Origin of the sequence: Paractinoplanes tereljensis (genome assembly GCF_016862435.1) — a bacterium.
In the GTDB taxonomy this organism is placed as follows: Bacteria; Actinomycetota; Actinomycetes; order Mycobacteriales; family Micromonosporaceae; genus Actinoplanes; species Actinoplanes tereljensis.
Genome location: NZ_BOMY01000018.1, coordinates 34812 through 60518 on the forward strand (window position 1 = coordinate 34812; position 25707 = coordinate 60518).

At 71.7% G+C, this 25707-nt stretch carries 25 protein-coding genes and 1 pseudogene; 6 read left to right on the forward strand and 20 right to left on the reverse strand.

The features are described from left to right. Nucleotides 1–130: 130 nt before the first annotated feature. The 3 genes from Ate02nite_RS12815 to Ate02nite_RS12825 are packed head-to-tail and all read right to left on the reverse strand — an operon-like array spanning nt 131 to nt 1366. Nucleotides 131–742 (reverse strand): hypothetical protein, encoded by a 612-nt coding sequence (locus Ate02nite_RS12815; RefSeq protein ID WP_203804598.1) that lies wholly within the window; start codon nt 740–742, stop codon nt 131–133. Continuing rightward, nucleotides 742–1038, reverse strand: coding sequence for a hypothetical protein (locus Ate02nite_RS12820; RefSeq protein WP_203804601.1), 297 nt, complete (start codon nt 1036–1038; stop codon nt 742–744). The genes Ate02nite_RS12815 and Ate02nite_RS12820 overlap by 1 nt, the downstream gene beginning before the upstream one ends. A gap of 1 nt (nt 1039) precedes the next feature. Further along, nucleotides 1040–1366 (reverse strand): YbaB/EbfC family nucleoid-associated protein, encoded by a 327-nt coding sequence (locus tag Ate02nite_RS12825; protein WP_203804616.1) that lies wholly within the window; start codon nt 1364–1366, stop codon nt 1040–1042. Nucleotides 1367–1508: 142 nt separating this feature from the next. On the opposite strand from Ate02nite_RS12825, the gene Ate02nite_RS12830 reads away from it, so the two are divergent. Then, nucleotides 1509–2702: a DNA polymerase III subunit delta' gene (locus Ate02nite_RS12830; protein ID WP_203804619.1), complete on the forward strand. Its 1194-nt coding sequence runs from the start codon at nt 1509–1511 to the stop codon at nt 2700–2702. A 1-nt stretch (nt 2703) separates the two neighbouring features. Here the strand turns inward: Ate02nite_RS12830 and Ate02nite_RS12835 are convergent, their stop codons facing one another. Continuing rightward, complete coding sequence (locus Ate02nite_RS12835) at nt 2704–3114, reverse strand: DUF2000 domain-containing protein (RefSeq protein ID WP_203804622.1); 411 nt, start codon at nt 3112–3114, stop codon at nt 2704–2706. A gap of 49 nt (nt 3115–3163) precedes the next feature. Between Ate02nite_RS12835 and Ate02nite_RS12840 the strand changes: the two genes are divergently transcribed. After that, a complete protein-coding gene (locus Ate02nite_RS12840; protein WP_239147354.1) occupies nt 3164–3934 on the forward strand; it encodes a helix-turn-helix transcriptional regulator in 771 nt (256 codons plus the stop codon). Here the strand turns inward: Ate02nite_RS12840 and tmk are convergent. Continuing rightward, the gene (tmk, locus tag Ate02nite_RS12845) at nt 3927–6101 is read right to left on the reverse strand and encodes a dTMP kinase (RefSeq protein WP_307873277.1); all 2175 of its coding nucleotides are present in this window, start codon (nt 6099–6101) and stop codon (nt 3927–3929) included. The genes Ate02nite_RS12840 and tmk overlap by 8 nt on opposite strands. 166 nt (nt 6102–6267) lie before the next feature. On the opposite strand from tmk, the gene Ate02nite_RS12850 reads away from it, so the two are divergent. Next, the gene (locus Ate02nite_RS12850; RefSeq protein ID WP_203804628.1) at nt 6268–7473 is read left to right on the forward strand and encodes an amino acid deaminase/aldolase; all 1206 of its coding nucleotides are present in this window, start codon (nt 6268–6270) and stop codon (nt 7471–7473) included. A gap of 7 nt (nt 7474–7480) precedes the next feature. Here Ate02nite_RS12850 and Ate02nite_RS12855 read toward each other — a convergent pair whose 3' ends face one another. Beyond that, entirely contained in the window at nt 7481–8110 is a 630-nt protein-coding gene (locus Ate02nite_RS12855) for a TetR/AcrR family transcriptional regulator (RefSeq protein WP_203804631.1), read from the reverse strand. Between the two features lie 137 nt (nt 8111–8247). Between Ate02nite_RS12855 and Ate02nite_RS12860 the strand changes: the two genes are divergently transcribed. Further along, on the forward strand, nt 8248–9546 hold the full coding sequence (locus Ate02nite_RS12860; RefSeq protein ID WP_203804647.1) for a D-arabinono-1,4-lactone oxidase: 1299 nt from the start codon (nt 8248–8250) through the stop codon (nt 9544–9546). Nucleotide 9547: 1 nt separating this feature from the next. Here Ate02nite_RS12860 and topA read toward each other — a convergent pair whose 3' ends face one another. The 6 genes from topA to Ate02nite_RS12890 all read right to left on the reverse strand — a co-directional run bounded on the left by topA (nt 9548) and on the right by Ate02nite_RS12890 (nt 17446). Continuing rightward, nucleotides 9548–12340 carry a type I DNA topoisomerase gene (gene topA, locus Ate02nite_RS12865; protein WP_203804663.1) on the reverse strand — a complete coding sequence of 931 codons (2793 nt, stop codon included), beginning with the start codon at nt 12338–12340 and terminating at the stop codon, nt 9548–9550. A 195-nt stretch (nt 12341–12535) separates the two neighbouring features. Continuing rightward, a complete protein-coding gene (locus tag Ate02nite_RS49965) occupies nt 12536–13435 on the reverse strand; it encodes a hypothetical protein (protein WP_203804667.1) in 900 nt (299 codons plus the stop codon). Nucleotides 13436–13439: 4 nt separating this feature from the next. Beyond that, a complete protein-coding gene (locus Ate02nite_RS12875) occupies nt 13440–13973 on the reverse strand; it encodes a hypothetical protein (RefSeq protein ID WP_203804670.1) in 534 nt (177 codons plus the stop codon). A gap of 89 nt (nt 13974–14062) precedes the next feature. Beyond that, on the reverse strand, nt 14063–16420 hold the full coding sequence (locus Ate02nite_RS12880; RefSeq protein ID WP_203804673.1) for a sodium-translocating pyrophosphatase: 2358 nt from the start codon (nt 16418–16420) through the stop codon (nt 14063–14065). A gap of 229 nt (nt 16421–16649) precedes the next feature. Then, entirely contained in the window at nt 16650–17090 is a 441-nt protein-coding gene (locus Ate02nite_RS12885; protein WP_203804676.1) for an ATP-binding protein, read from the reverse strand. Beyond that, entirely contained in the window at nt 17087–17446 is a 360-nt protein-coding gene (locus Ate02nite_RS12890; protein WP_203804679.1) for an STAS domain-containing protein, read from the reverse strand. The genes Ate02nite_RS12885 and Ate02nite_RS12890 overlap by 4 nt, the downstream gene beginning before the upstream one ends. 120 nt (nt 17447–17566) lie before the next feature. Here Ate02nite_RS12890 and Ate02nite_RS12895 point away from each other — a divergent pair. Next, nucleotides 17567–19907, forward strand: a pseudogene (locus Ate02nite_RS12895) (DEAD/DEAH box helicase). On the opposite strand, the gene Ate02nite_RS12900 reads toward Ate02nite_RS12895, so the two are convergent. The 8 genes from Ate02nite_RS12900 to ssd form a co-directional block, all read right to left on the reverse strand. Then, nucleotides 19889–20260 (reverse strand): Rv3654c family TadE-like protein, encoded by a 372-nt coding sequence (locus Ate02nite_RS12900; protein WP_203805087.1) that lies wholly within the window; start codon nt 20258–20260, stop codon nt 19889–19891. The pseudogene Ate02nite_RS12895 and the gene Ate02nite_RS12900 overlap by 19 nt on opposite strands. Further along, nucleotides 20260–20616, reverse strand: a complete 357-nt coding sequence (locus tag Ate02nite_RS12905) for a TadE family type IV pilus minor pilin (RefSeq protein ID WP_203804683.1) — start codon at nt 20614–20616, stop codon at nt 20260–20262. The genes Ate02nite_RS12900 and Ate02nite_RS12905 overlap by 1 nt, the downstream gene beginning before the upstream one ends. Further along, nucleotides 20613–20741, reverse strand: coding sequence for a DUF4244 domain-containing protein (locus tag Ate02nite_RS48705; RefSeq protein WP_239147363.1), 129 nt, complete (start codon nt 20739–20741; stop codon nt 20613–20615). Before Ate02nite_RS48705 ends, Ate02nite_RS12905 begins: the two co-directional genes overlap by 4 nt. A gap of 205 nt (nt 20742–20946) precedes the next feature. Then, complete coding sequence (locus tag Ate02nite_RS12915; protein WP_203805090.1) at nt 20947–21618, reverse strand: type II secretion system F family protein; 672 nt, start codon at nt 21616–21618, stop codon at nt 20947–20949. A gap of 38 nt (nt 21619–21656) precedes the next feature. Beyond that, nucleotides 21657–21995, reverse strand: a complete 339-nt coding sequence (locus Ate02nite_RS12920; RefSeq protein ID WP_203804688.1) for a hypothetical protein — start codon at nt 21993–21995, stop codon at nt 21657–21659. Further along, complete coding sequence (locus tag Ate02nite_RS12925; protein WP_239147355.1) at nt 21992–22642, reverse strand: hypothetical protein; 651 nt, start codon at nt 22640–22642, stop codon at nt 21992–21994. The genes Ate02nite_RS12920 and Ate02nite_RS12925 overlap by 4 nt, the downstream gene beginning before the upstream one ends. After that, nucleotides 22639–23832: a TadA family conjugal transfer-associated ATPase gene (locus tag Ate02nite_RS12930; protein WP_438871192.1), complete on the reverse strand. Its 1194-nt coding sequence runs from the start codon at nt 23830–23832 to the stop codon at nt 22639–22641. Before Ate02nite_RS12930 ends, Ate02nite_RS12925 begins: the two co-directional genes overlap by 4 nt. Continuing rightward, entirely contained in the window at nt 23829–24896 is a 1068-nt protein-coding gene (gene ssd / locus Ate02nite_RS12935; protein WP_239147356.1) for a septum site-determining protein Ssd, read from the reverse strand. Before ssd ends, Ate02nite_RS12930 begins: the two co-directional genes overlap by 4 nt. A gap of 209 nt (nt 24897–25105) precedes the next feature. Here ssd and Ate02nite_RS12940 point away from each other — a divergent pair, with 209 nt between their 5' ends. Continuing rightward, a complete protein-coding gene (locus Ate02nite_RS12940) occupies nt 25106–25462 on the forward strand; it encodes an STAS domain-containing protein (protein ID WP_203804691.1) in 357 nt (118 codons plus the stop codon). The last annotated feature ends 245 nt before the right edge of the window (nt 25463–25707 follow it).

Sequence of the window (25707 nt, forward strand, 5' to 3'; positions counted from 1 at the left end):
CAGAGTAAGCGGCACACCTGCGGGGGGTGCAGGAGGACGCGGCGTCGCATTCGGTGCGGTACACCCGAATGCGGCGCCGCGCCCATGCGTGCGGCCGGTTTCCCGTGCGGCCAGTTACCCGTGCGGCCGGTTACATCGGGATCGGTTCGGCCAGCTCGACGGAACCCAGCAGCAGATCGTCGGCGTCGGCGTAGTTGTCGGCGATCGTGCGCAGGGTGCGGGCGGCCACGGCGGCCGCCGCATCGGTCTCGGCCGTCGTCGGTGGTGATCCGGCGCCCGCGGCCAGCGCCAGCGCCTCGCCCGAGGCGAGCACCGCGGCCAGCGCCTCGGCCAGGTCGGCGCGGGTCTTCGTCATCCAGTCGGCAAGCGCCTGGGCCAGGTCGGCCGTCGCCTCCAGCCGCTCGTCGAGGCTCTCGTCGTCGCCGCTGAGCCGGTCGGCGACCCGGCGGCGCACCGTGTCGTAGGCCTCGGCGGCCTCGCCCGTCCAGTCGTCCGGTGGCGGCAGGTCGACGGCCGCCTCGGCGCAGGCCCGAGCCTCGGCCCGGAGCTCGGCGACCGTCTCGTCGAACTCGGCCGGCCGCAGCCCGGCCACCGCCCGCACGGCATCGCCCGGCAGAAGCCGCACCCGTCGCAACTCCCGCCACACCTCGTGCCCCTCCGGCGCGCCGGACGTCGCGAGCAGGTCGTCGACCTGGTCGAGCAGCGGGGCACAGACGGCGAGCACCTCGTCGAGACGGTCCATCACATCTCCCGTGCGAGCCGGCGGCGGGCGGCCTCGTCGGTCTCGGTGTATTGCCGCGCGGTCGTCCGGACCGCTTCCGCCGCGTCGGTCACTCGCGCCGCGAGACCGCCGGCCTCCCGGGCCCGAGCGGCCAGCACGGCGGCCCAGCGGGCATGCAGTTGCCGCCCCAGGCGCCCGGGCACCCCGGCGTCGTCGGCCGCGAACGCGTCGGCCGGGACGGCCAGCGCGGGCATGCGCCGGTCGACCGTGGCGAGCGCGTCGGCGGCTCGGTCGAGCCGGTCGGCGAGGTGGTCCATCTCAGTCCTCTCCCAGCGGGCGGTGCTTACCGAAAACCTCGCCGTGCAGCTTTTCCCGCGCCCAGCGGGCGGCGTCGGCCGCCGCCGTGACGACGGCGGCGATCTCCCGGGCGAACTCGGCCGGATTGCGGTTGTGCAGCGTGCCGTGAATGCGCACGTCGACCACGGCCCCCGCCGCGGTGACGACGACCTCGATCGAGTTGTCGGGCGAGTGCACCGACACGGAATGCGAGGCCACGGCCTTGTCGAACTCGTCGCGCAACCGCTCTAGGCGTTGATATCGCTCGATGGCTTCGTCGATCCACGCCTCGTCGATCTCGCGTGCCATACCCCAAGCTCCTCACCGCGAGTCAGCGCCCCATCGCTTTCCGGCACCAGACCGTACCCGGTTGAGTTATCCCTTCGCTACGGCCAGTCGTCCCCTGTGGATAACTCGGGTTTTGTCGGACCGGGGCAATACCATTCGGGGCGTGAGTGACGTCTTCGCTGACCTGGTGGGTCAGGACGAGCCGGTGGAAACACTGCGCCGGGCCGCCGCGGCCGCGGCCCGGGTGGTCGCCGGTGAGGAGGTCGCCGCCGGCGCGATGACCCACGCGTGGATCTTCACCGGTCCGCCGGGCTCCGGCCGGTCGGTGGCCGCCCGGGCGTTCGCGGCCGCGCTCGAGTGCGAGCGCGGCGGAGTCGGCTGCGGCGACTGCCACGGCTGCCACACCGCGCTCGGCGCCACTCACGCCGATGTCCGTTTCGTCGTGCCCGAGGGCCTGTCCATCGGCGTCAACGAGATGCGGGCGCTGGTGTTGCGGGCGGCCAGCGCACCGTCCGGCGGGCGGTGGCAGGTGGTCGTGATCGAAGATGCCGACCGGCTCACCGAGCAGGCCGGCAACGCGCTGCTCAAGGCCATCGAGGAGCCGCCGCCGCGCACGGTGTTCCTGCTCTGCACGCCGTCGACCCACCCCGACGACATCTCGGTCACCATCCGCTCCCGCTGCCGGGTGATCGGCCTGCGGCAGCCGCCGGCGGCCGCGGTCGCCGAGGTGCTCGCCCGCCGCGACGGCGTCTCCACAGAGGTGGCGGCCTGGGCCGCGGCCGCCGCTCAGGGCCACGTGGGCCGCGCGAAACGCCTGGCCCGCGACTCCGAGGCACGCAGTCGCCGCGAGGCGGTACTGGCCGTTCCCCGCCGCCTCACCGGCATCGGTGCCTGCTACGAGGCGGCGTCCGCCCTGATCAAGTCGGCCGAGGCCGAGGCCGGCGAGATCTTCGCCGAGGCCGACGCGGCCGAGCGCGCCGCCCTGGAGCAGGCGCTCGGGGCGGGCGGCACCGGCCGGGGGGCCACCGGCGCCATGCGCGGAGCCGCCGGCCAGATCAAAGACCTGGAGAAACGTCAGAAGTCCCGGGCCACCCGCTCTAAGCGGGACGCGCTCGACCGGGCGCTTGTCGACCTGGCCGGTTTCTACCGCGACGTCCTCATCACCACGCTGCGGGCGCCGGTCTCGGTGGTGCACACCGACGTGGCGGCCCAGTCCGAGGCCGCCGCCGGCAAGTGGACGGCCGAGAGCACCCTGCGCCGGCTGGAGGCCGTGCTGGCCTGCCGGGACGCCATCGACCAGAACGTGAAACCCGACATCGCCGTCGAGGCGATGATGCTGACCCTCTGGCGCGGCTGACCTATTGGTGCATGCGCGCGCCCTTGAAGACCTTGTCGACGGCGTTGCGAGGGCCGTAAACGGCCAGGCCGACGAGGTCGAGCTGCGCGGAGGTGACGGCCCGGACGGCGGCTCGGTTGGCCTCGTCGTGGCCGGTGGCGAAGAGGTCCGAGGTGAAGACCGACATGGGCAGATTGCGGCCGGTGGCCCGGCCGTGCGCCGCCGTCAGCAATTCCTTGTCCCCCTCGAAGACCAGCACCGGCTGGCGGAACATCGGCAGGTAGAGCACGTCGTCCGCGTCCTGGTAAGGCTCGCCGATCACCTCGGGCACGGTCGGGCCGATGCCGCTGACCAGGAAGGCTGTGACGTTCAGCCGCTGCCAGGTGAGCAGGTCGTCCCGCAGGAGCACGGCAATCTTCGTATCGAAACGCATGCCACGATGATGGGATCGCCGGTGACCTGCGGTCTTGTACGATTTTGACGTGTCGGCATTCGCGGCCTGGCGACCGCGCCTCGACGGCGTGGTGGAGGTGCTGCACGCCCATCTGACCGGCCACGCCTACCCGATGCACGCGCACGACACGTGGACGCTGCTGCTTCTCGACGACGGTGCCGTTCGGTACGACCTGGATCGGCACGAGCGTGGCGCGTTCGGCGCCCAGGTCACCCTGCTGCCACCGCACGTGCCGCACAACGGCACTCCGGCCACCCCGCTCGGCCTGCGCAAACGGGTGTTCTACCTGACCCCGGAGACACTGCCGGCCGGGTTGATCGGCGCCTCGGTGGACAACCCCACCTTCACCGACCCGACGCTGCGCCGGCGGATCGCCGACCTGCACCGGGTCATCCGGCAGCCGGGTGAGGACCTGGAGGCCGAGAGCCATCTGGCCGACATCGCCGAGCGGCTACGCGCCCGGCTCGGCCGGCCGGAGTTGCCGGACCGGCTCGACCGCACCCCGGCCTACCGGCTGCGCGACCTGCTGGAGGCGCACGTCGTGCCGGGGATCTCGCTGGCCGAGGCGGCGCAGGAACTGCACTTCCACCCGGCGTACCTGGTGCGGTCGTTCAGCCGCGAGTTCGGCATGTCGCCGCACCAATACCTGATCTCCCGGCGGGTCGACCTGGCCCGCCGGCTGATCCTGGCCGGCGATCCGCTGTGGTCGGTGGCGGTGGGCAGCGGCTTCTACGACCAGCCGCACCTGATCCGGCACTTCAAGCGCATCCTCGGGGTCAGTCCCGGCGCGTTCATCTGAGGCGGCGGGCCGGATCGTCCGGGGCGTCGTCCTCGAGGCCGAAGACCTCGGCCATCTCCTCGAGCGGAGGCGGCTCCTGCAGGTCCGGTGCGTCCAGGTCGGGGCCGGGCGGCACGGTGGTCGAGGCCGGCGCCGGGTGCGGCTGCGAGGTGGCCAGCAGGCCGGTCAGGCGGCTGGCGACCGCCGCGCTGATTTCCTCGGCCGGCCGGCCCGCGTCCAGCACCAGGTAGCGCTTGGGGTCGGCGGCGGCCAGGTCGAGGAAGGCGTAGCGAACCCGCTCGTGGAAGGCCCGGGACTCGCTCTCCAGGCGGTCCTGGCCCTGGCCACGCGAGTCGACCCGGCCCAGGCCGACCCCGGGGTCGACGTCGAGCAGGACGACCAGGTCGGGTTTGAGGCCGCCGGTCGCCCAGGAGGAGAGCCAGGAGATCTCGGCCACCGGCAGGGTACGGCCGGCGCCCTGGTAGGCGAGCGACGAGTCGACGTAGCGGTCGCTGACCACCACGGCCCCCCGGGCCAGGGCCGGACGGACGACGGTGGCCACGTGGTGGGCCCGGTCGGCGGCGTACAGCAGAGCCTCGGCGCGCGGAGCGGGCGCGTCGCCCTTGTCCAGGACCAGGCGGCGGATCCGGGCGCCCACGTCGGTGGCGCCGGGCTCGCGGGTGACCACGACGTCGTGGCCGTCCGCCTCGAGGGCCGCGGCGAGCTTGCCGACCTGGGTGGACTTGCCGGCCCCCTCGCCGCCCTCGAAGACCACGAAGACCCCGGTGCGGACGAACTCCTCGTCCGGGCTGAGCGGGCGGCCGCGGATCGAGCCCCACAGGTCGGCCAGGATCGGTACGCCCCGTTTGTCGTCCATCTGGCGGAACGAGCTGATGCCGACCCAGATGCCGAGCGCGCCGGCCACCAGCAGCAGCACCCGGGTGGCGGAGACGTCGATGTCGAAGGCGCCGAGGTCGACGCGCCGCGAACTGCCCAGGCCGACCAGGAAGCCGGAGAGGGTGATGGCCAGCAGCAGGACCATCCGGACGCCGATCTGCACGACCGCGAACACCCGGCCCCGGACCGCGTCGTCGACCTCGCCGTACAGCAGCGTCGTACCCGCCAGGAACGCCATGCCGGCGCCGGCCCCGACCAGCAGGGCCCCCGCCAGGGCCATCGATAGATGGAAGGCCAGGCCGAGGAACATCACCGAACCGCTGGCCAGAATGATGCTCATGCCGAACCAGCGGCGCCGGGAGAGTTCCCGGATGATCATCGGCCCAAGGCCGATGCCAAGGGCGAGGCCCATGAAGATGACGCCGAACAGCAGGTAGAAGGCGGCCTCGCCGGCACCCAGCGAGGTGGCGAACGTCTTCGCGGCGCCGATGACCACGCCGCCGGCCGCGAACGCGCCGAAGATGCCCAGCACCAGGCCGCGAACCAGCGGGGTGGTGCCGATGTACTTCCAGCCGTCCAGGAACTGCCCGAACATGCTTTGCTGGGCGGCTTCCTGCTGGCGCTCGGCGCTCTTGCCGCCGATCTCCTTGATGCCGAAGAAGACGGTGATCGCGGTGGCCAGCCGGGAGAGCGCGTTGAGGTAGAGCGCGAGCTGGACCGGTTGAGCCCAGTCCGGCAGCGTCAGGCCGGACTGCTGCACCCCGGCGGTGAGCGCGGAGAGCGCGAGCGCGGCCAGAATCGGCGTGATGCCGTACGTGGTGACCAGGGTGAGCTGGTTGCTGACCTCGATCCGGCTCTTCGGGATCAGGTTGGGAACCGCGGCCTCCTTGGCCGGGATCCAGATCAGCGTGATCGTCTCGCCGATGAAGGTGGCGATGGTGGCCCAGGCGACGATGACCCCGGGCGACGCGCCGACCAGCGCCACGATCGGGATCGAGCCGTAGAAGACGAACCGGATCAGGTCGGTGATGACCATCGTGTAGCGACGGTCGAACCGGTCGGCGAACACGCCGGCGATCGGGCCGAGAAGAAGAGCGGGCAGCAGGCGTACGGCGATGGTGCCGCCGAACGCCGCGCCCTGACCGGCACTGCTCTGGAACTGGGCGGCCGCGAAGATTCCGGTGGCGAGCAGGCCGATCCAGTCACCGAACGAGGCAAGGCCGAGCACGAGCCACAGCCGGCGGAACGGCCGGATGCGCAGGACGGAACGCAGCGCCGCGACCCCTGACAGGTCAACCGGCCCGGTTTCGCGCGTTTCGGTGTCGATGGTGGTACCTCCCGTGCTCCCAGCCAGGGAGCACTCTAACCGGCGACGCCGAGGAGCCCGGTTTCGCACGTTCGGGTGGCGAATAAATGAATGTCTTTCGCGTTGCCGCCGAAACGGTTAACGTGCTGGCGTGATCGTCGACCGGACCACTCTGCAACGACGCCTCGACACGGCCACCGGCCATCTCGAGACGCCGATAGCCGCGGTCGACCTGGCCGCCTTCGACAGCAACGCCACCCAGCTGGAAGCACGGGCCGGCGGCAAGCCGATCCGGGTCGCCAGCAAGTCGGTGCGCTGCCGGGAGCTGATCGAGCGGGTGCTGGCCCGGCCCGGCTGGCACGGCGTCATGGCGTACACGTTGCCGGAGGCCATCTGGCTGGTCCGCGAGGGTGTCACCGACGATGTGCTGGTCGCATATCCGACGGTGAACCGCGCCGCGATCGCCGAACTGACCTCGGACGAGAAACTGGCCGGGGCCATCTCGCTGATGGTCGACTCGGCCGCCCACCTCGACGTCGTCGACCGGGTCACCTCGCCCGGCAACCGGCCCGACGTGCGGCTCTGCATGGACCTCGACTCGTCCTGGAAGCCGGCCGGCCCGCTGCACGTGGGCGTGCGCCGCTCGCCGGTGCACTCGGCCGCCCAGGCGTCTGCGCTGGCCCGCCGCCTCGTCGCCCGCCCTGGCTTCAAGCTGGTCGGGATGATGTCGTACGAGGCGCAGATCGCCGGCGTCGGCGACGACCCGCCCCGCCAGGCTCTCCGCGGCCGGGCCATCCGGCTCATGCAGGCGTACTCATACCCCGAGATCGTCCGGCGCCGGGGTGAGGCCGTCGCCGCGGTGAGTCAGTACACCGAGCTGGAATACGTGAACGGCGGCGGCACCGGCAGCGTCGCCGCCACCAGCGCGGACCCGGCGGTCACCGAGGTCACCGCCGGTTCGGGGCTGTACGGCCCGACCCTGTTCGACGCGTACCGGAGCTGGCAGCCGACCCCCGCCGCGTTCTTCGCGCTGAGTGTCGTCCGACGCCCCGCGCCCCGCATCGCCACCGTGCTCGGCGGCGGCTGGATCGCCTCCGGCCCGGCCGAGCAGTCCCGGCAGCCGCAGCCCTACCTACCGGCGGGGCTGAAGTTCAAGCCGGACGAGGGCGCCGGCGAGGTGCAGACGCCCCTGCTCGGCCCGGTCGCCGACACCCTGCGGCCCGGCGACCGGGTGTGGTTCCGGCACGCCAAGGCCGGCGAGCTGTGCGAGCACGTCAACGAGCTTCAACTGATCGACGGCGAGACAGCGACGCCGGCCCCTACTTACCGCGGCGAGGGCCATGCGTTTCTCGGGTGACCTGCGGTCAGGCCGTCACATGGCGGTGCAGGTACTCCCGGATCAGCGCCTTGGCCTCGATGAGGACCGCCTCGTCGCCGTTGGTGTCCCGCCGGAACGCCAGCTTGATCAGCGCGTCCGCCGCCTCCACCGAGATCTGCAGCGCGAACCGCAGACGCGCCCGGTCGATCAGCTGGAACTGATCGATCAGCAGCTCGGCCAGGCGGTCGGCGATGACCGCGTTGTTGTCCCGCTCCATGTCCAGCAGGTGCACGTCGACCACATCGCCGAAGTGCAGCGTGCGGAAGCCCGGCACGCTGCGGTGCATCGAGATGTAGACGTCGATGGCCGCGTCGACACCGTCCCACCAGTGGGCGAACGTCTCGCTGCCGAAGCGTGCGGACAGGCCCTGCAGGTACGCGTCCATGTTGCGCATGGCCAGCGCCTGCACGATGGCCCTCTTGTCAGGGAAGAACTGGTAGACCGAGCCGATGGCAACCTCGGCTCGCTCGGCGAGCAGCGTCGTGGTGAGGCCCTCATAGCCCACCTCATCGACAAGCTCGGCGCAGGCGTCAAGCATGCGCTGGACCCGGGCAACGCTTCTGCCCTGCACCGGGACGCGCCGCAGCGGCCCGGTGGTGACGGTTGGTGTCGACACGCGTCGCCACTCCCTCTCAGCAGTGATAATCGGAACGTTACTCGGATCAACGAGCGAGGGGCATCGACGGGACGCGGAGGACACTCAGCATTCCCGGTTTTGTGCGACTGTCCGCTCGTACGGAGGACAAAGCCATAATGACTACCCCCGTCATCGGCCGCCGCTGGACCAACTGGGGCGGTAACCAGCAGTCCCTAGCGACCGACGTGCTCACCCCCGGCACTGTCGACGAGCTTGCCGCCCAGGTCAAGGAAGCGTCGACTTCCGGACGCCGGATCAAAGCGGTCGGCAGTGGCCACTCGTTCACCTCGATCGCTGTCGCCGACGACCAGCGGCTGCTCCTGCACCGGCTGGCCGGGCTCATCTCGGTGGACGGCCCGCTGGTGACCGTGCAGGCCGGCATGCAGCTGGCCACGCTCAACGCGGTGCTGGCCGAGCACGGGCTGGCCATGCCCAACCTCGGCGACATCGATCAGCAGACCGTGGCCGGGGCGATCTCCACCGGTACGCACGGCACCGGCATCGAGTTCTCCACGATCGCGTCCTGTGTGGAAGCGGTCAAACTGGTCACCGGCGCGGGGGAACTCCTGACCATCGGCAAGGACGACCCACTGCTGAACGCCGCGCGGGTGGGGCTGGGCGCGCTCGGTGTCCTGGTCGAGGTCACCCTGCGCTGCGTCGAGGCGTTCACGCTGCTGGCCGAGGAGACCCCGATGGCCCTGGCCGATGTGCTGGCCGGCCTCGACGACTGGATCCCGGCCCACGACCACGTCGAGTTCTACTGGTACCCGTACACCGATCGGGCCCAGCTGAAGATCAATAACCGGGTTCCGGCGAACGACCGGCCGCTGTCGAAGTTCCGCGGCTGGCTGGACGACGAGTTCCTGTCCAACACGGTCTTCGCCGGGGTGATGCGGCTCGGCAAGGCGCTGCCCGGCACGGTGCCGACGATCAGCGCGGTCGCGGCTCGCGCGCTGACCGCGCGCACCTACACCGAGCGCTCGGACCGGGTTTTCTGTACGCCACGACGGGTGCACTTCACCGAGATGGAATATGAGGTGCCCCGCGCCGCCCTGCCCGAGGTGATCGCGGCGCTCCCCCGGGTCATCGGCGAGCTGCCGTTCAAGGTGCAGTTCCCGGTCGAGGTCCGGTTCACCGGGCCGGACGACATCTGGCTGTCACACGGGTACGGCCGTCAGTCGGCCTACGTCGCCGTGCACCAGTTCACCGGGGTCGAGTACGAACCGTACTTCCGGGCCGTCGAGGCGGTCTGCCAGCCGCTCGGCGGGCGGCCGCACTGGGGCAAGCTGCACTATCGCAGCGCCGACGACCTGCGCCCGGTCTACGAGAAGTTCGACGACTTCGTGGCCGTGCGCGACCGCCTCGACCCGGCCCGGGTCTTCACCAACGAATACCTGGACCGGGTGCTCGGCTAGCTCATTCGGAAGCGGAGGCCGTCGCCTTACGGGGGGCGGCCTTCTTCGCGGCCGCCTTCTTGGCCGGTGCGGCCTTCTTGGCGGCGGCCTTCTTCGCCGGAGCGGCCTTCTTGGCCGGGGCGTCCGCCTTGGCCGCGGCCTTCTTCGGCGCGGCCTTCTTCTTCGGCGCCGGACCCTTGGCCCGCTTCTCGGCGAGCATCTCGGACGCCTGCTCGACGGTCAGCTCCTCGGGAGTCTGACCGCGCCGCAGGGACGCGTTGTACTCGCCGTCGGTCACGTACGGGCCGAAGCGGCCCTCCTTGATCACCATCGGCTTCTCGGAGACCGGGTCGTTGCCCATCTCTCGCAACGGCGGCTTGGCCTCCCGGCGCTGCCGGGTCTTCGGCTGCGACAGCAGAGCGAGCGCCTCGTCCAGCGTGACGTTGAAGAGACGGTCCTCGTTCTCCAGCGAGCGGTAGTCGTCGCCGCGCTTCACGTACGGCCCGTAGCGGCCGTTCGCGGCCGCGATCTCGTGGCCCTCCGGGTCCTTGCCCAGCACCCGCGGGAGGCTCAGCAGGCGCAGCGCCTGCTCCAGCGTGAGCGTCTCCGGCGACTGGGTCTTGAACAGCGACGACTTGCGCTCGCCGGCCTGAACATAGGGACCGAAACGGCCGGACTTGAGCGACACGGACTCGCCGGTCGCCGGATCGTCGCCCAGGGCCCGCTCGCCGCCACCGCCCAGGAAGAGCTCGTTGACCTTCTCCGGGGTCAGCTCGTCGGGCGCCACGCCCTCGGGGATCGACACCCGGTCTTCGGCCTCGGGCGACTCCTCGGCCGCTTCCGGCAGCTGACGCTGCAGGTAGGGGCCGTAGCGGCCGACCCGGACCACGACCTGGCGGCCGCCGTCGTCGATGAACAGCGGGATCGAGTTGACCAGCCGCGCGTCGATCGAGCTGAGGTTCTCGGTGACCATCTTCTTCAGGCCACCGGCGGCGGCGATGGTGTCCTCCGCGCCGGCCGTCTGGCTGCCGAAGTAGAAGGAGGTGAGGAAGTCGAGTGCCGCGTGGTCGCCGCCGGCGATGTCGTCGAGCTGGGTCTCCATCGCGGCGGTGAAGTTGTAGTCGACCAGCCGCGGGTAGTGCCCCTCGAGCAGGCCGATCACCGCGAACGCCAGGAAGGACGGGATCAGGGCCTGGCCGCGCTTCTCCACGTAGCCACGGTCCTGGATGGTCCGCATGATCGACTCGTAGGTCGACGGGCGGCCGATGCCCAGCTCTTCCAGCGCCTTGACCAGCGAGGCCTCGGTGTAGCGGGCCGGCGGCGAGGTGTGGTGGCCGGTCGCGGCCAGCTCGTCGGCGGTCAGCGGCTGGTCCTTGACCAGGGTGGGCAGGCGCCGCTCGGCGTCCTCGGCCTCGGCGTTCTCGTCGTCGGACGACTCGACGTAGGCCCGCAGGAAGCCCGGGTCGGTGATCGTCTTGCCGGAGGCCGAGAAGTCGACCTCCTCGCCGCTGGTCGAGATGGCCCGGATGCGCACGCTCACCGAGTTACCGACCGCGTCGGTCATCTGCGAGGCGATGGTGCGGCGCCAGATCAACTCGTACAGCTTGAACTCGTCGGTGGACAGCTCGTTGGCGACCTCGCCCGGGGTGCGGAAGTTGTCGCCGGCCGGGCGGATGGCCTCGTGCGCCTCCTGCGCGTTCTTCACCTTGCCGGTGTAGCGACGCGGCTGCGGCGGCACGTTGTTGGCGCCGTAGAGCTCACCGATCTGCCGGCGGGCGGCGGTGAGGGCCGTCTCGGAGAGGTTCACCGAGTCGGTACGCATATAGGTGATGTAACCGTTTTCGTAAAGCCGCTGGGCCGTCCGCATCGTCTGCGACGCCGAGAAGCGCAGCTTGCGAGCCGCCTCCTGCTGAAGCGTCGAGGTGATGAACGGCGCGTAGGGGCGACGACGGTACGGCTTCTCCTCGACCCGGGTGACCGTGAACGGGCGGTCCTCCAGGCGCGCGGCCAGCCCGCGGGCACCGGCCTCGTCCAGGTGCACCACGCCGGCGCCCGGCTTGACCTGGCCCGTCGTGGGCTCGAAGTCCTTGCCGGTGGCGATCCGGTCGCCGTCCAGCGCGATCAGGGTCGCGTTGAAGTTGCGCGGCCCCTCGATCTTTCCCTGCACCGCGAGGGTGGCCAGGATGTCCCAGTACTCAGCGGTGCGGAAGGCCATCCGCTGACGCTCACGCTCGACCACGATGCGCGTCGCCACCGACTGCACCCGCCCGGCGGAAAGGCGGGGCATCACCTTCTTCCACAGGACCGGGCTGACCTCGTAGCCGTACAGCCGGTCGAGGATGCGCCGGGCCTCCTGCGCGTCGACCAGGTCGCGGTCGATCTCGCGCGGGTTGGCCACCGCGGCCTGGATGGCCGGCTTGGTGATCTCGTGGAAGACCATCCGCTTGACCGGGACCTTGGGCTTGATCGTCTCGACCAGGTGCCACGCGATGGCCTCGCCCTCGCGGTCCTCATCCGTCGCGAGGAAGATCTCGTCGACCTCTTTCGCCAGCTTGGTCAGCTTGGCGATCTGCGCCTTGCGGTCCGGGGAGACGACGTAGAGCGCGTGGAAGCCGTTGTCGACGTCGACCCCGAGCCGCGCCCAGGCCTCACCCTTGTACTTGGCGGGCACGTCGGCGGCATTACGTGGCAGGTCGCGGACATGGCCGAAGGAGGCCTCGACAAAATAGTCGGGCCCCAGGTAACCGGCGATCGTCTTTGCCTTCGACGGAGATTCGACGATGACGAGACGGGTCGTCCTGGGTTCACTCGGCACGGCACTCCCATACTCAGCAATCAGCGCTCAACCATCCGGACCGGCCGGGCACAGACTTTCAACGTAACGCGCCGGAAGGGCAACCATTCCCCGGGATCCCCGGAGTCGGATGGTAACGGTCCGGCCACCGCACGCGTCCGACGGCGACACCGTACACCGGGAACATAGCGTCATGTCGCACACAATCCAGGAAGATCATGCACCCGCGCCGCCGGGCCACATCTCCTCAGGCGCGGAGCCGGGGCGCTCGCCGACCAGCTCGGCGAGGCGCCGGACACGTTTCTTACCCATGATCCGATAGTGCTTGCCGTCCTCCGACGGACGACCGGCCAGACCGGCCCGGACCAGGGCAGCGTCGATCGCCGAGAGGTCCTTGTCACGGTCCAGACCCAGGGCGTAGCCGCCGGCGACGGGCTCACCCGCCGCGGCGACCCAGAGACGAAGACGAGGCCCGCTGAGAAAAAGCTGGTCGGTCACCTCCGGCCAGGCGCGGGCAAGACCAATCAACCGACTGGAGTACGACGTGAGCACCTCGAATCGTGGTTTCTGCTCGGGTGCCGGGTCTTCTGCCCCTTCCTCCTGGGTTTCGTCACCATCTGACACTTTTTGAGATTGGGCCGGTGTTTGAGAGAACTCCCCGCCCTGCTCGTCATCCTCGGGGCTCGCCGGCGACGGCGGATCATCCGCGGCGGGCGACTCGGCCCACGGGTCGAGCTCCTCGGGCGGGGTGTCCTCCAGCGGGTGCGCCTCCAGCCGTACGCCCGCCTGCGGATCTTGATCTTGATCTTCATCGACCGGGCGCCAGTGCGCCACCAGGCCTCGGACCAGCAGCTCGGCCACCAGAACGTGCACCCGCCAGGCGTCGTCGACCTCGACCGACACCCGCGCGGTGCCGCCCATCCGGCCCAGCCGGCCCGGACCGGCCAGCAGGCCGGCCAGATCGGCGGGGGACGGCTCGGTGGTCTCGGCGCCGAAGAACGGGAGCTGACGGCCGCCGTCGGGGGTGACGATCCGGGGTGGCAGACGTCGTTTGGCAGCCGGAATCGGCGCGGGGAGCACCTCGCGCGGGATCAGCGGCCACCCCGTCTCGGTCATCGGCTCAGCGACACTCGGGCACTTCGTCGAAGGCCTGCTTGAGCTCCTGCGAGTTGAGCTTGCTGGTGTCGAGGCTGCTCGCCTCGTAGTCGTTGTTGAGCTGGTCGACCACCGTGCCGACCTGCGCGTAGAAGGCCTTGGCGGGGGCGGTGGCCAACCCGTCGATGCCGGAGGCGGCCCGGCCGTAGGCGTCGCGCATGGCGGCCAGCGAGCCGGTGAAGCCGTCGGCGATCTGCTTGCCGTCGTCCACGTCGGGCACTCCCGCTTTCGCGACGCCGGCCCGGGCGCGTTCGCTGGCGTCCTGGGCGCCGGCGAACAGCCGGGCGAGGTTTTCCTTGGCCTGACCGGGGGTGGTAGCGACATCCATCTGCTGCTGGGCCCGGCTGGTCAGCGAGCCGATCTCGGTGCGCCAGGGACTCAGTGTGGTGCAGACGCTCGCGGCCCAGGCACGCGCGCCGTGCGAGCTCCCACAGGCGGCCGCGGTGGGCAGAATCAGCGCGAGAAGAAGCAGTACCGCGAGGGGACGGGCCGGACGCATGGAAGCAGGGTACGGCCCGGGTGTGACAACCTTCATCCATGGGCCGGGGGCACCCGGGAAATCCCGGATGCCCCCTTTTTGGCGTGTTATCAGGCGCTGACCTTCTCCGACGGCGTCGCGGACGCCGGGGCGTCGTCGCCCATCGAGATCGGCTTGCGCTTGCTCCAGACCACCGCACCCACGATGATCGCCGCCGCCACCAGGGCGATGGTGACCCGCAGCGGGGTGTTCGCGTCGGTGCCGATGCTCCAGCTCACGACGGCCGGCGCGATCAGCAGCGAGACCAGGTTCATCACCTTGAGCAGCGGGTTGATGGCCGGGCCGGCGGTGTCCTTGAACGGGTCACCCACGGTGTCGCCGATGACCGTCGCGGCGTGGGCGTCGGAGCCCTTGCCACCGAACGCGCCGTCCTCGACCAGCTTCTTGGCGTTGTCCCAGGCGCCGCCCGAGTTCGACAGGAAGACCGCCATCAGCGTGCCGGTACCGATCGCACCGGCCAGGTAGGACGCCAGCGCACCGGCACCCAGGCCGAAGCCGACCGCGATCGGCGCGAGAATCGCCAGCAGACCGGGGGTGACCAGCTCGCGCTGCGCGTCCCGGGTGCAGATGTCGACGACCCGGCCGTACTCGGGCCGCTGGGTGCGGTCCATGATGCCGGGGAACTCGCGGAACTGGCGGCGGACCTCCATCACGACCGCGCCCGCCGAGCGGGACACGGCGTTGATCGCCAGGCCGGAGAAGAGGAACACCACGGCCGCGCCGACCAGCAGGCCGACCAGGTTGCGCGGGTTCGAGATGTTCAGCAGGCCGAGGATCTCGGTGCCCACCTTGGCCGGGTCGATGCCGGCCTCGGCCAGCGAGCTGGCCAGGGTGTTGGTGTACGAGCCGAACAGGGCGGTGGCGGCCAGCACGGCGGTCGCGATCGCGATGCCCTTGGTGATCGCCTTGGTGGTGTTACCGACCGCGTCCAGCTCGGTCAGGATCTGCGCGCCCTTCTCGTCGACGTCGCCGGACATCTCGGCGATGCCCTGCGCGTTGTCGGAGATCGGGCCGAAGGTGTCCATCGCGACGATGACGCCGACCGTGGTGAGCAGGCCGGTGCCGGCCAGCGCCACCGCGAACAGCGACAGGGTCAGCGACGAGCCGCCGAGCAGGAACGCGCCGAACACGCCGGCGCCGATCACCAGCGCCGAGTAGACCGCCGACTCGAGGCCGACGCTGATGCCGGCCAGCACCACGGTGGCCGCGCCGGTCTGCGACGACTTGCCGATGTCCTGCACCGGGCGCCGGTTGGTCTCGGTGAAGTAGCCGGTCAGCGCCTGGATGGCGGCGGCCAGCACGATGCCGATGATGACCGCACCGACCGCGACCCAGCGCGGGTCGCGACCGCTGGCGACCACGCCCGCGTCGATGGTGGTGTCGTTGAAGCCGGCGAAGGTCGACGGCAGGTAGATGAAGCTGACCACGGCCACCACCACCGCGGAGACCGCGGCCGAGATGTAGAAGGCCCGGTTGATCGCGGTGAGACCGTTCTTGTCGGACGGACGCAGCCGGGTGATGAAGACACCGAGGATGGCGATCACGACGCCGACCGTGGAGACGATCAGCGGGAAGATCAGACCGTCCTGACCGAACGCGGCCTGGCCCAGGATCAGCGCGGCCACCAGGGTCACCGCGTACGACTCGAACAGGTCGGCCGCCATGCCGGCACAGTCACCGACGTTGTCGCCCACGTTGTCGGCGATCGTCGCGGCGTTGCGCGGGTCGTCCTCGGGGATGCCCTGCTCGACCTTGCCGACCAGGTCGGCGCCGACGTCGGCGGCCTTGGTGAAGATGCCGCCGCCGACCCGCATGAACATGGCCAGCAGGGCGGCACCGAAGCCGAAGCCCTCCAGCACGGTCGGTGCGTCGGTCTTGAAGATCAGTACGACCAGCGCGCCACCGAAGAGGCCCAGGCCGACGGTGAGGAAGCCGACCACCCCACCGGTGCGGAACGCGATGCCCATGGCGGTCTCGCGTCCGCCCTGTTCACCGGCCGCCGCGGCCACCCGGAGGTTGGCCCGGGTCGCGAGCGCCATGCCCGCGCCGCCGATGAACGACGAGAAGACCGCACCCACGATGAAGAAGAGCGACCGGCCGATCTTGACCCAAACCTCGTTGTCGGTGTCGTGCACCGGCAGGAGGAAGAGCAGCACGACCGCGATCACTACGAAGATCGCCAAGGTCTTGAACTGGCGGAACAGGTACGCCGAGGCGCCTTCCTGCACGGCGCCGGCGATCTCCTGCATGTTTTTGGTGCCACGCCCGGCCTTCAGAACCGACTGGACGAACATCGCCGCGAAGCCCAGCGCGATAAGCGCGAAGACCAGCGCGACGATGATAAATGTGACGTTCGACCCGCTCAGGGACACTTCGCCCGCGGCAGTAGTTAACAAAGTCTCGGACATCAATGTCCTCCTGTACGTACACCCGACCGCACCCGAACCGGCGGACGAGACCGCCCGGGCGCACACGTGGCCCCGCGGGTGCGGGGCCAGGAGCAGTAGCTGATAACTCGCGTACTGTATCGGCCAACCGTGGTGATGGTCACACCCGGCTCCGGCCGTGTCGTGGTGATGTTCGCCGCTGTGTTAGCGCGGCGCCAGAGGTGCAAAGATGATTTTTGATCTTTCCGGGCTAGCGCCGCTGAACCGGCCACACCATTCGGACCTCAGTGCCCGGACCATCCTCGACCGGGCGAACCTGCAGGTCATCGACAAATCCGGCGAGAAGCGCGAAGCCGACGCCGGTGGTGAGGGCCTCGTCGGTCAGCGACTCGGCGGCCAATTCGTCCGGCGGCAACTTGGCCAGACCCACGCTCGCCTCGATCGGGGCGTGGTCGATCACTCGGACGGCGTAAGCCTCCGAATCAGACATTTCGACAGTGACCAGGTCGGGCAGACCGTACTGGTTGTGCAGCGCGACGGCCCGGGTGCACGCCTCGCCGATCGCCAACCGGACCTCGTCCAGCAGTTCCTCGGCGACCCCCGCCCGCCGGGCCACTGCCACGCCGACGAGCCGGGCCGTGCGGACGTGCACCGGCGCCGGCGAGAAGGACAGGCGGACCGTCGCCATCACGAAGTCAAACCGCTGCCGTCGCCGTCCCCGGTGGCCGCCTCGATCGATGGATAGATCGGGAACACCTGATCGAGCGCCGTGATCCGGAAGATCTTCAGCAGCGGCTCCTTGGAACAGACCAGCCCGAACGTGCCGTTCGCCACCCGTAGCCGTTTCATCGCGCCAACCAGCACGCCGAGCCCGGTGGAGTCGAGAAAATCGACTCCGGCCAGGTCGACGATGACGTTGCGCGCACCCGCATCGACGAGCTCAACGAGGCGCTCCCGCAACCTCGGAGCGGTGTAAACGTCGACCTCACCGCCAACCTCAAGCACGGTGTGCTCGGCGACGGTCCGTGTCGCAAGGGACAGCTCCATCGCTCCTCCTCCCTGCGATCTCAACCAGAATCTAACCATCGCCCGTCTTCGGCCGACGCGTGGCACCCACCCGTCCTACCCGTTTGAGGTTCGGGCCATACCGGTGTCACAGTGCTCTCCGTGTCCTCCACCGTGTCGTTGTCCCAGCTCTTCTGGAGCCGCGGAGACGACTCGCCGGTCACTCACGTCGAGCGGATCCCGCCCCGATCCGGATCACCGGTGGCCTGGCCGCAGTGGGCCGCACCCACCTTCGTCGACGCTTGCCGCGATCAAGGGATCAGCTCGCCCTGGGCGCATCAGGCGACCGCCGCGACCCTGGCCGTCGAGGGCACCAACGTCGTACTGGCCACCGGGACGGCGTCCGGAAAATCGCTCGGCTACCAGATGCCGGTGCTCTCCCGGCTGCTGACCGACCCGCGCGCCACGGCGCTCTACATCGCGCCGGCCAAGGCACTCGCCGCCGATCAGCTGCGCGCCGTCGCGCGTTTCGGCCTTCCCGGGGTACGCCCGGCCACCTACGACGGCGACACCTCGCGCGAGGAACGCGAGTGGATCCGAGAGCACTCCCGCTTTGTCCTGACAAACCCCGACATGCTGCATCATGGGATTTTGCCGGGACACGAACGCTGGGCGGTCTTCCTGCGGAGGCTTGCGTACGTCGTAATTGACGAGTGCCACACCTATCGCGGGGTGTTCGGCTCGCATGTCGCGCACGTGCTGCGGCGGCTGCGCCGGGCGGCGGCCCGGTACGGCGGCAAGCCCACGTTCGTCCTCGCCTCGGCGACCTCGGGTGATCCGGCCGAGGCGGCTTCCCGGTTGCTCGGGTTGCCGGTGACCGCGGTTACCGAGGACGCCTCGCCCCGGGGTGGGGTGACGTTCGCGCTGTGGGAACCCCCGCTCCTGCCCCCTGCCTTTACCCCGGCCGTTGACGACGTGGAGATCGAGCTCCCGCAGGTGCGGCGGTCCGCGCTTCGGGAGACAGCCGACCTGCTCACCAACGCGATCCTGGCCGGCACCCGGACGCTCGCCTTCGTGCGCTCGCGGCGGGGCGCGGAGGTCGTCGCGGCGGTCACCCGGCGGCAGCTGGACGAGGCCGTGCCCGGGTTGGGCGAGCGGGTCGCGGCCTACCGGGCCGGCTACCTCAAGGAGGACCGGCGGGCCATCGAGCGGGCCCTGCTCTCCGGCGAGCTGCTCGGGCTGGCCTCGACCAACGCGCTCGAGCTCGGCGTCGACCTGGTCGGCCTGGACGCCGTCCTGATCTGCGGTTACCCCGGCACCCGGGCGTCGCTGTGGCAACAGGCGGGCCGGGCCGGGCGAGCCGGCGGCGAGGCACTCGCGGTGCTGATCGCCCGGGACGACCCGCTCGACACCTATCTCGTGCACCACCCCGAGGCGCTGTTCGGCCGCCCGGTCGAGGTCACCGTGCTGGACCCGGCCAACCCCTACGTGCTCGGGCCCCAGCTGTGCTGCGCCGCCTCGGAGGCGCCGATCACCGAGGCCGACCTCGAACTGTTTCGGCGGCGACGTGGCCCGGGCCGCCGTGGACGGCCTGACCCAGTCGGGCGCGCTGCGCCGCCGCCCGTCCGGCTGGTACTGGACGCACACCGGCCGCCCCGACGTGGACCTGCGCGGCACCGGTGGCGCCCCCGTCCAGGTGGTGGAGCAGCCGACCGGCCGGCTGCTCGGCACGGTCGACCCCGAGTCGTCGCACGCCATGCTGCACACCGGGGCGGTCTATCTGCACCAGGGCGTCACCTACGTGGTCGACGACCTGGACCTGGAGGACGCGATCGCCCTGGTGCACCCCGAGGAACCGGACTGGTCCACGCACGCCCGCGACGTCACCGACCTGACCGTGGTCAGCGTCCGTTCGTACGTGGACGCCGGCCCGGTCGGCCTGTTCCTCGGCGAGGTCGACGTGACCAACCAGGTGGTGTCCTACCAGCGCCGGCGGATCGGTTCCGGCGAAGTTATCGACACCCGCCCGCTCGACCTCCCGCTCCGCGAGCTGCGCACCGTCGCGGTCTGGTTCACCGTGTCGCCGCCGGCCCTGGAAGCGGCCGGGGTGAAGCCGCCGGACTTCCCCGGCGCCCTGCACGCCGCCGAGCACGCCGCGATCGGCCTGCTCCCGCTCATGGCGACGTGCGACCGTTGGGACATCGGCGGCCTGTCCACGGCCAGCCACGGCGACACCGAGGCCCCCACGGTCTTCGTGTACGACGGCCACCCCGGCGGGGCGGGCTTCGCCGAGCGGGCCTACGCGACCGCCGCCGAGTGGCTCACCGCCACCCGGGAGGCGATCGCCGCGTGCGCCTGCGAATCCGGCTGCCCGTCCTGCGTCCAGTCCCCGAAGTGCGGCAACGGCAACAACCCGCTGCACAAGCCGGGCGCCGTCGCAGTCCTGGACGCCGTCCTGGACGCCGTCCTGGCCGCCCTGGCCACTCAGTCCACCACCGCGTAGACCGGGCCGGCTCGGGCCTTCGCCGTCGCGTGTCTGGTCAGGCCCGGCATCGGGTGCACCTCCACCTCGGCTCGCACGGTGACCTCCAGGCCGTCGACCACGCAGAGCGTCATGTCGCCGCCGTTGGCGGACACGAAGCGGCCCGCTCGATCACAGACCGCCAACTGCCCGTAGATCGCCTCCGACGCCCCGGCCAGCGCGCCCAGATCGGCGGCACTGCGGGCCTGATGCCGCCCGACCCGCGCGGTGCCGATCGAGGCACTGGCCAGCCCCGCCACCACCAGGGTCAGCCCGATCGCCAGCACGAAGACGGTGGCCGCACCCCGGTCCCGATCCGCCCGGTCCACCCGCATCACGGCATCTCCGGTTCCCGGGCGGCGACCGCGCGCCCGGTCACGGTGATCACCGGAAGGTGGGCGCCGAGCAGGCTCACCCGCGCCCGCACGACGGCGGTGACCGTCTCCGCCCCGACGTCGATGTCCACGTCGGCCCCGGCCGGAGCCTCCCGGCTCGCCGCCGCGGCCGCCCCCTCGCCCCGAGAACCGGCGAGTGCTCCCTCCCGCGCCGCGTCGACGCACTGACCCTTGGCGGTCACCGCCGCCACCGCGGTGAGCCCGGCCAGGAGCAGCAGGATGAGCGCCGGCAGCCCGGCCGCGAGCTCGGCGGTGAACGATCCCCGGTCCCGGCCGGGCCACCGGCGCCCGGTCACCTCAGCGCCCGGTTGATGATGTCGGTGAGCGCCGCCTGCACGTTGTCGCCCCCGACGACCTTGAGCAGGACCCCGGCGAACGCCACCGCCGCCAGGGTGCCGACGGCGTATTCCGCGGTACTCATCCCGGCGTCGGCGGCCTCGCTCCGCAGCCGGGCAAAGTTCGCGATCAGTCTGTGCACGTAGTTCCCCTTCATTCGTGTCTTGCCAGTGGCCACCGGCCGGCGACCACTGCCGGAAGCCGCAGCCCGCCGCCACCCGGCGACGAACCACGGAGTCAAAGCACGCCCGCCCCTTTTACGCGGCCGAACGCGGTGTCCGAGCCCGGCGTCAGAGCACGTCGGCCAGCACGGAGATCAGGATTGGGACCAGGCCGGCCAGCAGGAACGCGGGCAGGAAGCACAGCCCCAGCGGCAGGACGATGAGGACACCGGCACGCTGGGCCGCCGCCTCGGCGGCCACCGCCCGGTCGGCGCGCAGGTCGTCGGCGAGCCGCCCGAGCGCCCCGGCCAGCGCACCGCCGCTGGCGCTGGACCGCACCGTCGCCGCGATCAGCCGGTCGGCCCCAGTGACCCCGGCCAGGTGCGCCCACGCCTCGGCCGGCTCGGCTCCGAGCCGCAGCGACCGGGCGGTCCGCTGCAGCCGACCGCCGAGCGGACCACCGAGCGCCTCGGCCACCGCGCCGGCCGCCCGGTCGAGCGGCGCACCGGCCCGCAACGCCGCCGCCAGCAGATCCGCCCCGAGCGGAAGGTCGGCCGTGGCGGCGAGCCGTTCCCGGCGCAGGTGCGGCGGCTCCCGCCGGCGCAACAGCCGCTCGGCCACCACCGCGGCGACGACCCCGGCCGCGAGTCCCCACCAGGTCCCGACCAGGCCGGCCACGCCGAGCCCGATCCCGGCGGCGCTGAGCAGCCGGGCCCGGCGCCCGTCGGCGACCGGCGGATCGGCCGACATCCGCAGCCGGCGCAACCGCCGCCGAGCCCGGCCCGGCCACGCGACCGGCATCAGCAGCACGAGCGCCGCCGCCCCGGCGAGAAGCGCGATCACGGCACCGCCCCCGACTCAGCAACGATCTCCGCGGCATCCACCGCCGCCAGCTCGACACCAGCTGCGGTCGCCACGGCGGCCTCAGCGCCACCACGGACGAACGCACCGACGTCGACCAGCTCGGCTCCGCTGCCCTCAGTCGGCTCGGCGCCCGTGCGGACGAGCGCACCGTTGCCGGCCGGCTCCGCCGACGGCTCGGCGGCCGCGCAGGCCACCGCGGAGGCCGGCGCGTTTCGTGGGCCGACCAGCGCGACCAGGCAGCACGGCCGCAGCGCGACCCGCACCGGGCCGCCGGCCTCCAACAGCGCCGCGAGCGAGCATCCGGTGCCGCTCATCGGGCCAGCCTCTCGGCCCAGAGCAGCCCGCCGCTCTGCAGAACGAGCGCCCCGATCGCGCAGGCCGCCCCGATCGGCGTGTGCAGCAGGACCGCCATCGGATCCGCCCCGATCGCCCGGCCCAGCCCGATCCCGCCGAGCGGAAGGCCGGCCAGCAGCATCGCGGTGGCCTGCGCCCCGGCGGCCTGCGCCGATGCCTTGGCGGCCGCCCGATCGGCGGCCCGCGCGTCGGCCTCGATCCGCTCGACCAGATCGGCGGCGGGAGCACCGGTGCGTTCGGCCAGCTGCCACACCGACGAGGTGAGCCGCGCGATGCGATCCGCAGACAGCGGCCCGACAACCCGGGCGACCGGCGGCAACCCGGCCCGCAGATCGGCCGCGAGCGCCGACAGCCCGTCCAGCGCCGCCGCCCGCGCGACGCCGTCCTTGCGCTGGGCCGACCGCCGGAGCAACGCCCGCCCGGCCAGCCCGGAATAGGCCGCCCCGATCACGGCGGCCACCGGCCCACCCCCGACCAGTCCCAGACCGGTGACCACCCCGACCACCACCACGACCGTCCGGCGAGGACGGGCGAACAGCCCGGCCGGCAGGCGCAGCCGTTCCTGGGCCCGGCCGCCCGGCCGGCCGGCCACCAGCTCCCCGTTCACGAACCCACCCCCACCGGCGGCTCGAGCACGGCCGGAACGGCGACGCCCCGGATGGCGAGCATCTGGGCCAGCGCCGGCGCTCCCGGACCCGCTCCCCGCCCGTGCCGCCAGGCCGGTACGACGGTGGCCAGACGCTGTTCCCCGCTCGCCAGCAGGACGCTCACCGAGTCGAGCACCCGGCCCCCGGCCACCCGCCGCACCTGCAGCACGACCTGAAGAGCCGCCACCGCCTGGGCGTGCAGAGCCGCCCGCGGCAGCCCGCCGAGCAACCCCAGCGCCTCGAGCCGGGCCGGCACATCCCCGGGAGCGTTGGCGTGCAGCGTCCCGGCCCCACCCTCGTGGCCAGTGTTAAGCGCGCCCAGCAGGTCGACGATCTCGGCGCCCCGGCACTCGCCGATGACCAGCCGGTCCGGTCGCATCCGCAGCGCCTGCCGGACCAGGTCGGTGAGCCCGACCGCGCCGGCACCCTCCACATTGGCGGTGCGCGCCTGCAGGGCGAGCACGTGCGGGTGCACCGGCCGCAGCTCGGCCGCGTCCTCGACGAGGACGATCCGCTCGGTCGGCGGCACCAGGCCGAGCAGGGTGGCCAGCAGCGTCGTCTTGCCGCTGCCGGTGCCGCCGGTGACCAGGTAGGCCAGCCGGGCCGCCACGATCGCGGCCAGCACCGGCGCCACGGTCGGCGGCACCGTGCCGTGCTCGACCAGGTCGGTGAGACGGAACGGCCGCTGCCGGAAGGTGCGCAACGAGAGGTACGGCCCGCCGGTGGCGACCGGCGGCAGCACCGCGTGCAGCCGGGTGCCGTCGGGCAGGCGGGCATCCGCGTACGGCTGCCCGTCGTCGAGCCGCCGCCCGCACGCCGCCGCGAGCCGCTGAGCCAGCCGGCGCACCTCGGCGTGGTCGCGGAACGTCACCGAGGTCCGCTCCAGTCCGGCACCCCGATCGACCCAGACCTCGAGCCCGTTGACGAGCACATCGGTCACGTCCGGTGCGGTGAGCAGCGGGGCGAGCGGCCCGGCCCCGACCAGTTCGTCGTGCACCCGGTCGGCGACCCGCAGCACCGTGGTCTCGCCGAGGCTGGTGTCCCGCCGGATCGCCCGTGTCACCGCCGCCGGAGTCGCCTCCACGCCGTCCACCGCGAACCGGTGCCGAACAGTGCTCGTCAGCTCGCCATAGGAACCGTAGGAGTTCACGCCACGGCCCGCCGCTCGCGCATCAGATCGCGGATCAGCCGGCGGCACAGCTCGGCCAGCGGGCCCTTGCCGGTGGACGCGGGTGGCGCGCCGCGCTCCACCGCCTGGCACATCGCCGGTTCCGGCCGCAGCGCCCCGGCCAGCGGCAATCTGAGGGCCGCCGCGATGTCGCGGGCCTTGAGCTTGCCGGGTGCCGGCCCGCGCACCACCACGGACAGCTCGTCGCGGTGGAACCGGATCGTCTGGGCGATCCGGGCCGCACCGGCGGTCGCCCGCAGCTCGGCCGGCACGATCAGCACGGCCCGGTCGGCGGACTGCAGGGCCAGGACCGCCGCCTCGTCCAGCTGCCGGGGCAGGTCGGTGATGATCACGTCGCGGCCGCGGCGGCCGGCGTCGAGAGTGGCGGCCATCGCGTCGCCGGGCACCACCGGCGCCTCGTCCCGGGCGAACGACAGCAGCACCAGGTCGCCTCGATGCGGCAGGGCGCGCAGCAGGGTCGGCGGGTCGACCCGCCCGCCGCCACCGGCGAGGGCCGGCCAGCGCAGGCCGTCGATCCGTTCCCAGCCGAGCAGCAGGTCGAGCCCGCCGCCGAGCGGGTCGGCGTCGACCAGCAGGGTGCGGTGACCGGCCGAGACCGCGGTGACGGCGAGCCCACCGGCCAGGATGCTCGCGCCCGCGCCGCCGGTGCCGCCGATGACGGCGAGGATCCGGCCCAGCGGCCGGCCGGGACCGTCGGCGAACCGGTCGACGAGCCACGGTTCGCCGTCCGGCAGCAGGCAGATCTCGACCGGGCGGAGTTCGGCGATCGCCTCGGCGGCGCCGGGCGGCCAAGCCCGGCGGCCGACCACCACGACCCGGGACCGGCGCGGTAATCGGGCCCGCAGGCACGCGGAAGCCTGGTCGGCGCCGATGACCACGAGCGGTGCGGCGGCGTACCGAGGGCGGGCCTCGACCGGATCGGCGGCCACCACCACCTCGGTGCCGCCGGCTGCGGCCAGCCGGAGCAGGTCGTCGAGGAGGTCGGGGTCGGCGGTCACGACGAGGGGCAGGCGCGGTACGGACATCGTGGCTCTCCAACGCGGCAGCGGGCGGATGAGGCGCCCACTTTCGCGAGAGCGCGTCCGGCCGGGCAACGCCCGGATCCCGCGCCTGTGGATAACTCGCGGCCCTGTGGATAACTCCCACGTGGCGATCGGATCTGCTACGGACAGGATTCCCCGACGTGCGAGTTGGGTATGTTGGGCCCGACCACGGGACCGATGGGGTTTGTTGCATGCAGAGCTCGATCCAACGCACACGTACCGACGACGGCACCGCCACCGTGACCGTGCGCGGGGAGATTGATTTCGCCAACTGCGAGGAGCTGGCCGCGAACATCCGCGCAGCCGTCGAGCAGTGGTCGCCGTCGATGGTTCGGGTCGACGTTCGCGACGCCACCTTCATCGACTCGACCGGCCTGGGCGCTCTGATCGAGGGCTACAAGGCCGCCACCGAGGCCCGGGCCGACTTCATCGTCGTCGATCCCAGCGACAACTTCCGCCGCGTCCTGGACGTGACCGGCCTGACCGAATTGTTCGGGTTGGCCGACGCGCCCGAGCACCGGGAATCCGCACAGGCCACAGGCGCATAGGGAACGACCCCCGTCGGGGGAGACGGGGGCCGTCCGAGGATTCGGCTCCGGGGGGGTCGAGCCGAATCGACTCGGTGATCGCGGGGGGCGCAATCACCGAGGGTTCAGGTGGTTGAGCGCGACGGTAACAACATGAATCCCGATCGCAACAGCACTAGCATGCCTCACGGAACCGCACCCGTCGAGTACCGATTGTCGCTCACTGCGTACGTGGTGCCCGTCTGACCGATTTCACAGCCAGTCAC